A 12,770-nucleotide genomic window follows, 5' to 3' on the forward strand; every position below is an offset into this window, starting at 1 on the left:
CCTTGCAGCACCTCTGGAGGGACCACGTCGACGAGCGCCTCGCGCTCGAGGCCCGCGAGTTCACGCGCGAGCACGTGGCCCCCGTCGCGGACGCCCTCGACCGCGACGACCGCTACCCACTCGACCTCGTGCGGCTCACCGCCGAACGCGGCTGGAACTCGATGACGCTCGACCCGCGCTACGGCGGCGAGGGCCGCCCGATGACGGAACTGCTCGCCGTGCTGGAGGAACTCTCGGTCGCCAGTGCGATCCTGGGCATCTCGCTCGTCACGATCTTCCAGAGCCAGCGCTGCATCGAGCTCTACGGCGAGGAGTCGCTCAAGGAGCGCTACCTGCCGCGCTACGCGGGCGGCCTGCCCGCGTCGTTCGCGCTGACCGAGGACGGGCACGGCAGCGACATCCGCACGCTCGACACCAAGGCCCACCGCACCGACAAGGGCTGGGTCCTCAACGGCGAGAAGGCCTTCATCACCTCCGGCGCGGCCGCGGAGCTGTTCGTGGTGCTCGCCGAGACCGACGTCGGCGTCTCGACGTTCGCGGTCACCAAGGACACCCCGGGCGTGTCCAGCTACCAGGGCCACGAGGCCGAGACGTTCGGGCTGCGCAACGGCCCGCACGTCAACCTGGTGCTGGAGGACGTCGAGGTGCCCGCCGACCACCTCATCGGCACCGAGGGCCGCGGCCTCAAGCAGGTGATGGTCACCCTCGCCAACTCGCGCACGCTCGCCGCCGGCATCAGCCTCGGCATCGCGCGCGCGGCGTTCGAGGGCGCGCTGAAGTACGTGGACACGCGCTCGGCGTTCGGCACGAAGGTCCTGGATTTCCAAGGGATCCAGTGGTACTTCGCCGAGCTGGCCGCGCAGATCGACGCGACGCGGCTGCTCACCTACGAGGCCGCGCGCGACCTCGACGCGGGCCGCGACATCGCGCGCTCGTCGTCGTCGGCGAAGCTGCTGGCGGCCTCGCTCGCCACGAAGGTCGCCTCCACGGCGGTGCAGGTGTGCGGCGCGCACGGCACGCGCGAGACCCAGCCGTTCGGCCGGTACCTGCGCGACGCGAAGGCGTACGAGGTGGCCGGGGGATCAGCCGAGGTGCTCAAGAACACCGTCGCGAAGAGCCTGGTCAAGGCCGTCAGGGTGGAGGATCGGTAGATGTTCGCGGCAACACTGAAGCAGCGGTGCGAGACCAGCGGCGACGCGCCGTTCCTGCTGCAGGACGAGAAGGTGATCAGCTGGGCCGGGCTGCTCGACGTGGTCACCCGCACCGCGACGCTGCTGCAGAGCAACGGCGTCCGGGCCGGTGACCGCGTGCTGCTCGCCTGCGGCAACACGCCGACGTTCCCCTACCTGTGGTTCGCGCTGCGCTGGCTCGGCGCCACGTGCGTGCCGCTGCACAACCAGGCGACCGGCGCGCACATCCGCCAGGTCGTGGCCGACGCGGGCATCGAGTTCGCCGTCGGCGACACCGCGAGCATCGCGCGCCTGGTCGCCGACGCCGGCTTCGACCCCGGGCACACGCTCGGCTTCGCCACGGCCGGCGAGCTGGAGCACGCCGTGGCCGGCCTCGCGCCGCACCCGATGCACGAGGCCGGGATCGACGCCGAGAGCAGCCTGCTCTACACCTCGGGCACCACCGGCCCGCCCAAGGGGGCGGTGCTGTCCGACGGCGCGTTCCTCGCCGGCGGCCGGGAGCTGGCCGACGCGATCGGGATCCGCGCCGACGACCGGATCATGGTGGCGCTGCCGCTGTTCCACACCAACCCGCAGGTGTACGCGGTGATGACCGCGATCGCCACGGGCTGTTCCCTGGCGCTGCTGGAGAAGTTCGAACCGGCGAAGTTCCTGGAGCAGGCGATCCGGTACGAGGCCACGGGGTTCACCTACGTCGGCACGATGCTGGCGATGCTCGTGCGCAAGCTGCCCGAGCACATCCCGCCGCACAAGCTGCGCTTCTGCACCGGCGGCGGCGCGCCCGTCGGGCTGTGGACGACGATCGAGGACCACGTGGGCGTCGAGGTCCACGAGCTCTACGGCATGACCGAGACCGGCGGCTGGGTCACGGCCAACCGGTCCGGGCAGCGTCGCCGCGGCACCTGCGGTACCGTCCGGCCCGACATGGACCTGGCGATCCTCGACGCGAACGACGTGCCCGTGGCACCCGGCGAGCCCGGGCAGATCTGCGTGCGCCCGCGTGAGGCCTTCGTGCTCTTCGACGGCTACCACGGCAAGGCCGAGCTGACGCTGCAGAAGTTCCGCAACCTGTGGTTCCACACCGGCGACCTGGGCGCGCTCGACGACGAGGGTTACCTCGTCTTCCACGGCCGGGCCGACGACATGATCCGCCGCGCCGGCGAGAACGTGCGCCCGGCCGACGTCGAGGCGGCGATCGCCGAGCACCCGGCGGTGGACGAGGTGGCCGTGGTCGGCGTGCCCGACGACGTCGTGGGCCAGGAGGTCCGTGCCGTCGTGGTGCCGCGCGGCGAGTTCGACCCGCTCGGGCTGCCCGCGTTCCTCGACGGCAAGCTGCCGAAGTTCGCCTGGCCGCGCTACATCTCGGTGCGCCCCGCACTGCCCAAGACGGCGACGCAGAAGGTCCGCTCGGCCCTGCTGCGCACGCACGAAACCGACGACGTCGACCTCCGCGGAGCCCGCTCATGACCGAACCCGAACCCGTGCTGTTCGAGGTGACCGACGGCGTCGCCGTGCTCACCCTCAACGCGCCGCGCAAACGCAACGCCATCGACGGCGAGCTGGCCGGCGCGCTGATCGAGGCGTGCGAACGCATCGACGCCGACCTCGCGATCGGCTCGGCCGTGATCCAGGGCGCCGGCGGGTACTTCTGCTCGGGCGGCGACCGCGACGAGCTGGCGGCGATCTCGGCCGCCCCCGCGTCGGACGAGGGAATCCGCGCCACGCAACGGATCTACGACGCGTTCCTGCGTTTCGGTGCGCTGAAGGTGCCGACGGTCGCCGCCGTGCGCGGCGGGGCGGTGGGCGCCGGGATGAACCTCGCGCTGGCCGCCGACGTGCGCGTCGTCGCCGAGGACGCCGTGCTCGCGTCCGGCTTCACGCGCCTGGGCGTGCACCCCGGCGGCGGGCACTACACGTTGCTGACGCGGGTCGTCACGCCGGAGGCCGCGACGGTGCTCGGCGTGCTGGGCGAGTCGGTGAACGGCCGCCGCGCCGTGGAGCTCGGGCTCGCCTACGAAGCGCAGCCCGACGAGGAGGTCGAGGCCCGGGCCTTCGCGCTCGCGGCTCGCGGCGGCAGCGACCCGGCCCTCACGCGGGCGGCGATCCGCAGCCTGCGGGCGGAGGTCGGCCCGCCGGCGTTGAGCTGGCAGGCGGCCGTGCCCCTGGAACAGAGCGCGCAGCTGTGGTCGTTCGCCCGCAAGGGCTCCGACCGCTGGAAGGGCACCGAGCGCGCAAGCGACTGAGCCGCGCGCGACACCTGTGGCCGCGCAACCGGACGGGTGCGGCCACCGGAGAAAGCCGAAGGGCGACCGGCTGAGAACACCGAGGGCGGGGAAGGACCTGACCGAGGGGGAAGGTCCACCCCCGCCCTCGGTGTCCGTCCACTGTGTCTGTATGAAACAGGTTCGGTACAAATCGCTGTCTGTACAGATCACGGTCTGTACAGATCACTGCGTCCGTACAAACCGGGGACGCGTCAGACCGCCACGCTCGTCAGCGCCGCCAGCGCGAGCCCGACCGTCCACTCGGGACGCTCCGGCACCGCCGCGAACCGCCTCGACCGGGCCACGGCGTCGATCAGCTCCATCACCGCGAGGCTCGCGGTCTCCGCCACCGCTTCCTCGACGCCGGGGTTCACCGCGAGCACCGCGCCCACCCAGTAGTCCAGGTAGCGCTTGCGGTCGCGGCGCACGGCCTCGCCGAGGTCCTCGGGCACGTGGTGCTCCTCGGTCATCCACACCGCGATCAGGTCGCTCTTCGCGATCGCCGTGCGGACGTGTGTGGTCACCAGCCGCTCCAGCACCTCGTGCGGGGTCCCGTCCGAGGCCATCGCCAGCGCGCCGCCCCAGCACAGCTCGTCGGCGATCTCCTCGACCACGGCGGTGAGCACGGCCGCCTTGCTGGGGAAGTGGCTGTAGATCGACGGGCCGGCGATGCCCACGCCCGCGGCGATGTCGTCGATGCCCACGGCGTGGTAGCCGCGTTCGCGGAACAGCTTCGCCGCCTCGTCGAGGATCGCGCGGCTGCGCGTGTTCTCCGCCACGGCCGGTGATTCCCGGTCCACCACGCGGATTTCCGGCAGGGTCTTCGGCGGTTCCGGCGCGAGCAACGTGGCCAGCAGCACGGTTTCCAGCGTCGCCGCGTGGGCCGACAGCCGGCGCCGCGGCAACGCGGGCACGCTGTTGAGCAGGCCCAGCGCGGCGCGGATCCGGAACTCCGCCTGGCTCGTGGTCAGTTCCGGGCGCGCGTCCACCAGCACGCGCAGCCAGAGGCCGACGCCTTCGACACGCACCGCCACCAGCTCTTCGCGGACCTCGCTCGTGAGGTAGTGGGCCTCCTGGTGCCACAGGCGCACCACGTCGGGTCGCTCCAGCACGACGCCGACAACGGAGGTCGCGAGCCGCCGCAGCACCTCGTCGGTGTCGCCGCCCTGCGCCAGCGCGAGCACCTCGCGGTTGCGCCAGGTGAGCACCATCTCGCGGATGGGCTCGGCGAGCAGCGCGCGCTTGTCGGGGAAGTGCTTGTACACCGCACCGGCCGTGATGCCGACCTGCTCGGCGATGTCCGCCACGGACACTCCGCCGTAGCCGCGTTCGCGGAACAGCCGGGCCGCGGCCGCGAGCAGCTCGGCGCGGCGGTTGGGACGCGCGGACGGCGAGGACTGCCGCTTCGTCCCGCGAACTTCCGCCCGGCTCACTCGTTCTCCTCATCGCGTCAGCACCGTTCCCACCAGGTTAGCGGGCGCGCGCCGCGAAGGCTTCCACAACCGGGATTCGGGAAGCGCTGCTAGGGCTGCTGGTTCTGGAACTGGAACTGCACGCGCACCTGCCCGTCGAGCGGGACGACGAACGTGGTGTCGCTGGCCGACCACGTACGCGGAACGAGGAACATGCGGTCGTTGCCGTGCACGAGCAGCCGCAGGTTGCGGTAGCGGTAGCGGAAGGTCTGTCCCGGTGCCGACGGCAGCGCGGTCTCCTCGATGCCCGGGCTGCGCAGGAACAGCCGCTCCTTCGTGTCCACGATCACGCTCGGCAGCTGGTCCAGCGACCGCGCTTGCGCCATCGCGAGCCCGCGCCCCGACCACTGCGCGACCGTGGCCGTGGTCCAGAACAAGCTCACCGCCACGACCACCAGCACCAGGGCCAGCGACACGCGCCGCACGGGCGAGACCGGCGGCGGGGCGCTGCCGGCCAGGCGGCGCAGGATCCGGAAGCCGTACACCACCAGCACGCCGCCCGCGGCGATGAGCAGGGGAGTGACCAGGGCGTAGAAGGTCCAGTCGCGCACGAACGCATACAGCAGCAGCAACACCACCCCTGCGGCCAGGACCGTCAGCCCCGCCGCGGTGAGCGTGCGCACCGTGGACCGGAGCCGGCTGGTGTCCTCGGCCGCCGCGATCCGCTTCTGCACGACCGAATGCAGGGCCAGCGCGCCGACGCTGGCGAAGGTGAGCACGAGCAACGGCGTCAGCAGCGGCTGCGGGCTGCGCATCACGTAGTCCTGCGTGGCCAGGCCGATCGTGTCCACGTCGATGCCGAAGTACTCGTACTGCGAACGCGTGGAGACGTAGCCGAAGTAGAACAGCAGCGTGGTGAGCAGGGTCGCCGGGGCGACGACGTTCCCGACCGTCCGCACCCAGTGCTCGAACCGGCCGGTGACGTCCCCCTCCTCGGGCACCTCGCTCAGCCCGACGTGGCCGACGTCGTCGTGGATTCCGGCGTCGTCACGGCGGACTCCTCCGTCGACGTCGTGGTTTCCGGGGTCTCGAGCGGGTTCGTCAGGTCGATCGTGTTGGTCCGCAGCGTCTTGCCGAACTCCGCACACACGCTCGGGTCTCCGCCGCAGGCGTAGCTGCCCTTCATGGTCAGCGTGGCGCCGTCGCCGGGCCGGTGCCAGGAGAGCGCGACGGAGCAGGAGTTGTCCTGCGCCGTGAAGGTGTACGACGAACACGCGGGAGGGCCGCCGCAGGCCCCGCCGCCGGTGACGAGGTCCCCGGGACCGGCGGCGACCTCACCCACCGCGATCCGGGCGCCTTCGGGGACGTTGCTGTCGAGCAGGCTCACGCGGATGCAGTCCTGCGCCCCGCTCGCGTCGTTGCCGCCCCCGACCGGCAGGCCGGCCAGCGCCACCGAGCCCTCGCGTTCGGACGAGCGCGGCGGCTCCGGGCCGGTGCCCTCCGTCGACGGGCTCGAGCCGGTGGTCTCGACCGACGACGCCGTCGACGCGACGCCGGTCGAGACCTCCGTTGCCGGACCGGCGCCGGAACCCGGCCCCGAACAAGCCGCGGCGCTCGCGAGCAGGAGCGAACCGGCACCCACCCGCACGGCGAACCGGTGACGTATCGACATGGCACCCACCTCCCACTCAAGTTAGAGCGGGAAGAGCGAGAGGAACACACCACAGCGGCACAACGCGGTCACGAGGTTTTCACCGCCGGCCGAAGTCCGAAGTGGACTCACCGGCCGGTGAGGCGCTCCACGAGAGGGGCGAACTCCTCGACGAACGCGCTGTTCACGGTGAAGTACGACACCCCGAGCTCTTCGCGGCGGCGTTCGAGCTCGGCGGCCATCGTGTCGAGGTCACCGTTGAGCACCGTGAGCGAATCGCGCTCGACGAGGGTTTTCGCGTCGAGGCCGCCGAGGAACCCGCTCATCCACGGCGGCGCCTCGGTGCCCACCACGAAAATGTTGTGCGACAGCTCGATCTCGCCGGCGCGGGCCCCCGCGGCCGCGCGGATCTCCGCCACGTGGCCGGCCATCTCCGCGCGCGTGGTCAGCGCGCCGCCGGCGAGGGTGACGATGTCGGCCTTCGCCGCGGCGAGCCGGCGGGCCTTGGGGCCGCCGGCCGCGATCATCACGGGGGTGTGCGCGGCTCCGTCGAGGCGCCGGACGTGGTCGACGGTCTCCGAAACCTGGTCGAGCCGGTCCTGGCCGGAGCCGTAGGGCAGGCCGAGCTCGTCGGCCGCCTGGCGCATCGTGGGCAGGCCGGTGCCGAGGCCGAGCTCGAAGCGGCCGTCGGTGAGCTGCGTGAGGCTGTGGGCCTCCCACGCGGCCGCGCGCGGCGTGCGCAGGGGGCTGGCCAGCACGAACGAGCCGACCCGCAAGGTCGTGGTGACCGCCGCGGCGATCGCCAGCGCCGCCGTGGGCGAGGGCAGGTTGAGGTTGTCGGGTGAGAGCAGGGTCGAGTAGCCCAGCTCCTCCGCGCGCCGCGCCGTGGCCTGCCACTGCGCGCCGCTGCCCTGGGCCGCCGCGACCACTCCGAACCGGAACGCCTTGTTCGCCATGGAAACACCCCCGTAGTCGATGACGCCGATACAACCACCGTCCGGGGTGCGGGTGCCACCACGGCGGGTGTCCTCGCCGGCTCTCAGGCGAACCGGCGAGGACGTCGCCGTCAGCCGCGCTGGTACTCCTCCCAGGTTTTCTTCGGGTTCACCGCCGGGCCGTCGTCCGGGCCGCGTCCGGCCAGGCCGTTGAGGCCCAGGTAGTAGTCGCCGGTCTGGTGCTGGGCGCCCGAGGACAGGTCCGGGTCGGAGATCGCGACGGCGTGGATGTGGTAACCCCAGTCGGCCTGCTCCGGCGTGCGCAGCCACGCCGCGAACCCGACCTGGCGCAGGGTCTTGACCACGCTCGTGCGGGTCGCGGTGGACAGGCCCGCCACCGAGACGTCGAACGTGCCGCCGCCGTCGTGCGTGCCGGCGGAGGCGTCGACGCCGCCTGGGTTGTACGAGCCCTGCGTGAGGCTCATCTGCCGTCCGAGCAGGCCTTCGGCGGCCACGAGCATGGCCTTGGTGCGGGTGTTGAGCGTGACGCCGTGGTAGGTCACGTGGCTGCCCGCGGCGATCACGGCGGTGACGGTGTAGCGGTTCGCGCCCAGCTTCTCCAGCGACGTCCGGCCGGGCAGGCCCGAGGCGTCGATCCCGGTGTAGCCCAGCGACTTCTGGTATTGCGAGTACGCCGCGATGGTCGTGGTGCCGAAGTACCCGTCCACGTACTTCGCGTCGAGCAGGCCCTTCGCCTGCAGCGCCTGCTCCACCAGCAGCACGCTGTCGTGCGCGCCGGGCGTCTGCGTGCTGTCGGCGCGGCGCGGGTCGATCTGCGCGGCCTTGAGCACGGCCTCCATGCTCGCCGCGGGCAGCGCCTGCGTGGCCGCACCGGCCGAAACCGGTGCGGCCACGCCGAGCGCCGCCGCCGCGAGCGCGGTCAGTGTGACGACCTTCCTGAGCATCCCTGGTCCTCTCGTCCGCGGATGAATCCGGGCAAAGAATCATGGAACGGGATACAAGGGACGTACAACTCGAAGGTCCAGGTCGGGTTCAGTCGGCGATGAGCAGCCTGGTCAAGGCCACCCCGCGCTCCTGCTGGCGCCGCGCGAGCCACCGGCCCGGAGCCACCCCGCTGCCGCCGTGCTCGGGGTGGATGAGGTAGGCGGGCGCGGAGTTCTCGAACACCGCGATGCCCAGGTTCAGCGGGTCGCGGACCGACGAGGTCCACCGGCAGGTGTCCGGATCGGCCACCAGGGTGTGCGGGTTGCGCCCGTCCACGCCGCGCACCAGTTCGACACCGCCGCGCGGCACGTCCTGCCACCACGCGTTGGTGTGCAGCACGACGGTACGGGCGACAAGGGCGTGCGGGATGACGATGAGGTCGCCTTGGGCCTGCAGCCCGTCGAGCACGGGAACGGCGACTTGGCGTTCGAGGTGCTCCAGCACGTCGAGGCCGGAGCGGTCGAGGAGGTCGGCGAGGCTGACGGTCCGGGTGTCCGATGTGGATGTTTCGGTCATGGTGATCACCTTGGGGTTTCGCAGGGTTGGGTCAGGTCCGGCGAAGCAGGCCGGTGTACTGGGCTCCGGTGAGCCCGTAGGACCAGCCGGCGGCGTCGACGGGATCGTCGAACCACGGCGGCACGGACAATCCGTAGCGGCGGCGGGTGCCGTCGCGTTCCACGGATCCGTTGACCGCGAGGAGAAGCCGGCGCGCGATGATGCCGGGCGCGCGGGGCACGTCGTAGAGCTCCAGTTCGGAGTCCCGGTTGCCCGGATCCGGTGCCCGCGCCACGAACGTGAGACCGGCCCGCTCGATGTAGGCGTCCCAGCCCAGGCGTTCGACGGCGCACCGGCGGACCTCGACGTTGCGTTCGGTGTTGATGGCTTCGGCCGTCACGTCTTCGATCACCCACGCCGGCACCGGGGTGCCGTGCCACGCATACGCGCGCCAGCCGTCGGGGTAGGCGATGGCCGGTCCGTCGGCGGCGTGCGTCCGCACCTCGCCGTACGCGGCGCCGGGCACGGGTTCGGTGCGGAGGACGACCGGGTGTTCGGTGAGCACGCACACGTCGTCGCGGGGCCACCACCAGCCGCACGAGCGCACGGTTTCCGCCCACAGGTCCAGCTGCCGTTCGGGTTCGGGTCCGAAGTGGACACCGAGCCGGCGGTGGGCGTCGTAGTGCGCCACCCAGTGGGCCTCGTGCTGGCCGTACCAGCCGATCCCGGTCGGCGCGCGCAGTGCGGCCCTGATCGTGCCGGCGACGGAATCGAGGATGCTGCGCCGCACCGACCAGAGGATACCGGAGTACAGCCACGTGTCCAGGGACCCGCGATCGAGCGCTTCCGAGGGATCTTCGGGCAGGACCGACGGTCGCCACGAGTTGCCGGAGGAGCGGATCCTGCGGTCGAACCGGGCACGCAGGCCCGACAAGGAGTTGGCGAGGCGGCTCTCCAGCCAGGTCGGCGACCCGGCCGACAGCGGCCGGCTCGGTGGTACGAATTTCACTGCCGCGCCAGGAGAATCCACCCACACGAACGTCGGGGGAGGCTGGTCGACGAGCTCGTAGAGCGCGGTGATCGCCGCTTCCGCGGCCGGCCGGTCGGCGGGCTCGCAGGACAGGGCGTGGCCGAGCCACTCCGCTCGGGCCGCCTCGGCGAGCTGCCGGCGAACCCGTTGCGGGTCAACGATTTCAGGGTGTTCCGGAGCGCGGGCTCCCGGCCCGCGGGGCGCGGTCACCGCGCGAGGGCGAGCACGCCCTTTCCTTCAGACATACCGCGATCATGACAGCAGCCGGGGTTATCGCGCAAGCGTTTTGGCCGCCGCCGTGTCCTCGGGGCGCACGGCAGCGGCCGGCCGGCGTCACTCTTTCCAGTCGGAGTTCTCGATCACGTCGACGAAATCGGTGTGCTTGAAGCCGGGCACGAAGTGCTCCAGCACGTCGGCGTTCACCGTGCCGAACGTCGAGTCGGGACGGTGGGCGAACCCGTCCTTGAACGCCTGCAGGATCCGGCGCTTGAAGTCGGGGCGCGGGTGCGCGGCGGTGACGGCGGCGATGTCCTCGCCGGACACGCGGTCCAGGTGCAGGCCGAGCACGTCGGTCTCGACGCCCGCGGTCGTGGCGGCGATCTCGGGCGCCATCCGGTAGGGCACCTCGGGCGTGGTGTGCAGCGCGATCGACGTCCACACCAGGTCGGCGTCGGCGGCCGAACGGCCGTGCGCGAGCAGGAACTCCCGGGCCTGGTCGGCGCCGTCGATCTCGAAGCGCTGCTGCTCGCTGCGCCACGGCGGCACGAGACCGGTGTCGTGGAACAGTGCGGCGACGTAGAGCAGCTCCGGGTCGGGGTCGATGCCGAGGGCCCGCGCCTGCAGGCTGCCGAACAGGAACACGCGGCGCGAGTGGTTGAACAGCAGCTCGGTGGACTTCTCGCGGATCAGCGCCGTCACCTCGGCGACGAGCTCCGTGTCCGGCACGGTGATCCCGGCGATCGTCTCGGTCATCACGACTCCCTGGGTGAGAAACGGTGTGGTCCTCGCAGTTTGCCGCGTGCGAGCCCTCCTCCGCCGTGCCCGGACCGGACACGAACCCCACCGATAGGGACATCGCTCAGGCGAGCGCGATCCGCCGCAGCACGTCGGTGAACGCCGTGCGCTGCTCCGCGCTCAGCTCACCCAGCAACGTGTCCTCGGTCTCGGCGACGAGCGGCGCGACGCGGCGCAGCACCGCGGCGCCGTCCTCGGTGATCCGCAACAGCTTGCGCCGGCGGTTGCCGGGGTCGACGCGCCGCACGACGTGACCGCGCTCCTCGAGCCGCGCGAGGAGCGGCGTGAGCGTGGCCGTGTCGATGCGCGTCGCCTCGGCCAGCGCCGCCTGGTCGAGATCGGGCGAGGCCCGCAGCACGCGCAGCGCGACGTACTGCGGCGGCGTCACTTCGCGCACGGTGTCCTGCCAGTGCGCGGTGTAGGTGCGCAGGGCTTGGCGCAGCAGGTAGAGCGGAGCGTCGCCGAGCGGGCGCTCGCCGTCCTCGACGTCGTGGTCCGGTCCGATGTCCATGGCCCCAGGCTGCCTCATGCCGCGCGGGCGTACGCGGGCGCCATGGCCAGATCCACGGTCGCGGCGCCGCTCGCCGGCACCGTCAGGGCCCGCGTCTGCGGCAGGAACCCTTCGGCGACGGCGGTCAGCGTCACGGAGCCGGGTGCCAGGCCGGTCAGGTGGAACCGGCCGCGGCCGTCGGTGTCCGACCGCGCGGTGACGGCGCCCTGCGGATCCGTCACGACGAGGACCGCCGGGGCGCTGACGTGCCCGGAGATCTCCCCGGCCGGCGCCGGCTGCCCGGGCTCGGCGGCGGTGGCGCGGCCGCGTTCCCGCACGTGGATCAGGAAAGCGGCACCCGCGGACCACGCCAGCAGGGTCAGGACCGGCACCAGCAGGTGGGCGCCGTGGAAGTAGTCGAGGTCCGACAGCGCGCGCACCGCGGCACCCGGCGGCAGCGCGGCCGAGGCCCACCGCGCCGGTTCCGGCAGGAGGTTCACGCCGAGCACGCCGCCGCTGGTCGAGTTGCCGACGGTGAGCAGCAGCAGCGTCGACATCGGGATGCCGATCGCGCCGAACCACGTGCCGAGCGCCTTGGTCGCCAGCGCCGTCGCGGCCGAGAGGAGGCCGAGCGTCAGCGCGAGCGGCACGAACGGCGCGGGCAGTGCGCCGAGCACCGGCCCGGCCAGCGCGGCCGCGGCGATCCCGGCCAGCGCCGCGAACCCCACGAGCGCCGCCATGCGGTGGCGCAGCCGGACGCGCCGCGCGGCCGCCAGCAGGTTCTGCGCGAGCGCGAACGACGCCAGCGTGACGCCGAAGGCCACGTAGAAGCCCGACATCCCCTTGCTGTCGAACGCCGAGAGCGGCAGCACGTCGGTGACCGCCAGCGGCTGCCCCCGGTGCTGCGCGAACGCGGTCACGAGCTTCTCGGCCGCGGACACCGTCGAGGCGCCGCTCGCGCCGGCGACGTCCAGCCGCAGGTGCCCGGCCTGGTCGGTCAGCGTCGCGACGGCGTCGCCGTGGCGCAGCAGCGCGTCGCCCGCGGCCTGGTCGGCGACGGGCACGACGGCCACGGCCGGCCCGGTCGCCCCGGCGAACTGCGCTTGCAGCGAGGTCCCGGCCACCGCGACGGGCACCTGGTAGGGCCGCGGGCTGCGCTGGAACCCGACGTAGAGACCGATGAACACGAGCACCAGCAGCAGGGAGATGCCCAGTGGCTGCCACCACCAGCGGTGCCGGGTGAGCACGGAAGTCTTCATGCTCGGTTCAACTATTCGTGCACGA

At 72.3% G+C, this 12,770-nt stretch carries 13 protein-coding genes; 3 read left to right on the plus strand and 10 right to left on the minus strand.

Annotation, left to right across the window (positions count from 1 at the left end; all coding sequences use genetic code 11):
• The first annotated feature begins 2 nt into the window (after positions 1–2).
• Genes ACQPXB_RS18030 through ACQPXB_RS18040 form a run of 3 tightly spaced genes read left to right on the plus strand, consistent with a single transcriptional unit; the run spans position 3 to position 3,433 of the window.
• Positions 3–1,151, plus strand: a complete 1,149-nt coding sequence (locus ACQPXB_RS18030; RefSeq protein WP_432853502.1) for an acyl-CoA dehydrogenase family protein — start codon at positions 3–5, stop codon at positions 1,149–1,151.
• Complete coding sequence (locus ACQPXB_RS18035) at positions 1,152–2,657, plus strand: class I adenylate-forming enzyme family protein (RefSeq protein WP_432853505.1); 1,506 nt, start codon at positions 1,152–1,154, stop codon at positions 2,655–2,657. It abuts the gene before it with no gap.
• Complete coding sequence (locus tag ACQPXB_RS18040) at positions 2,654–3,433, plus strand: enoyl-CoA hydratase/isomerase family protein (RefSeq protein WP_432853508.1); 780 nt, start codon at positions 2,654–2,656, stop codon at positions 3,431–3,433. Before ACQPXB_RS18035 ends, ACQPXB_RS18040 begins: the two co-directional genes overlap by 4 nt.
• A gap of 233 nt (positions 3,434–3,666) precedes the next feature.
• Here the strand turns inward: ACQPXB_RS18040 and ACQPXB_RS18045 are convergent, their stop codons facing one another.
• From ACQPXB_RS18045 to ACQPXB_RS18090, 10 genes are all read right to left on the minus strand, one after another.
• Entirely contained in the window at positions 3,667–4,887 is a 1,221-nt protein-coding gene (locus tag ACQPXB_RS18045) for a TetR/AcrR family transcriptional regulator (RefSeq protein ID WP_366578122.1), read from the minus strand.
• 89 nt (positions 4,888–4,976) lie between these two features.
• Entirely contained in the window at positions 4,977–5,867 is an 891-nt protein-coding gene (locus ACQPXB_RS18050) for a hypothetical protein (RefSeq protein WP_366578124.1), read from the minus strand.
• A gap of 5 nt (positions 5,868–5,872) precedes the next feature.
• Positions 5,873–6,538 (minus strand): hypothetical protein, encoded by a 666-nt coding sequence (locus ACQPXB_RS18055; RefSeq protein ID WP_432853513.1) that lies wholly within the window; start codon positions 6,536–6,538, stop codon positions 5,873–5,875.
• A 107-nt stretch (positions 6,539–6,645) separates the two neighbouring features.
• Complete coding sequence (locus ACQPXB_RS18060; RefSeq protein WP_432853516.1) at positions 6,646–7,473, minus strand: LLM class flavin-dependent oxidoreductase; 828 nt, start codon at positions 7,471–7,473, stop codon at positions 6,646–6,648.
• Between the two features lie 110 nt (positions 7,474–7,583).
• Positions 7,584–8,417, minus strand: a complete 834-nt coding sequence (locus ACQPXB_RS18065; RefSeq protein WP_432853519.1) for a peptidoglycan-binding domain-containing protein — start codon at positions 8,415–8,417, stop codon at positions 7,584–7,586.
• A gap of 88 nt (positions 8,418–8,505) precedes the next feature.
• Positions 8,506–8,973 carry a hypothetical protein gene (locus tag ACQPXB_RS18070; RefSeq protein ID WP_432853522.1) on the minus strand — a complete coding sequence of 156 codons (468 nt, stop codon included), beginning with the start codon at positions 8,971–8,973 and terminating at the stop codon, positions 8,506–8,508.
• Between the two features lie 31 nt (positions 8,974–9,004).
• Positions 9,005–10,192 (minus strand): DUF6745 domain-containing protein, encoded by a 1,188-nt coding sequence (locus tag ACQPXB_RS18075; protein ID WP_432853525.1) that lies wholly within the window; start codon positions 10,190–10,192, stop codon positions 9,005–9,007.
• A gap of 123 nt (positions 10,193–10,315) precedes the next feature.
• Entirely contained in the window at positions 10,316–10,954 is a 639-nt protein-coding gene (locus ACQPXB_RS18080; protein ID WP_366578135.1) for an HD domain-containing protein, read from the minus strand.
• Between the two features lie 106 nt (positions 10,955–11,060).
• Positions 11,061–11,507, minus strand: a complete 447-nt coding sequence (locus tag ACQPXB_RS18085; protein WP_366578136.1) for a MarR family winged helix-turn-helix transcriptional regulator — start codon at positions 11,505–11,507, stop codon at positions 11,061–11,063.
• A gap of 14 nt (positions 11,508–11,521) precedes the next feature.
• A complete protein-coding gene (locus ACQPXB_RS18090; RefSeq protein WP_432853529.1) occupies positions 11,522–12,745 on the minus strand; it encodes a carboxypeptidase-like regulatory domain-containing protein in 1,224 nt (407 codons plus the stop codon).
• Positions 12,746–12,770 lie beyond the last annotated feature (25 nt).

This window comes from Amycolatopsis sp. CA-161197, from assembly GCF_050942255.1.
Classification (GTDB): Bacteria; Actinomycetota; Actinomycetes; order Mycobacteriales; family Pseudonocardiaceae; genus Amycolatopsis.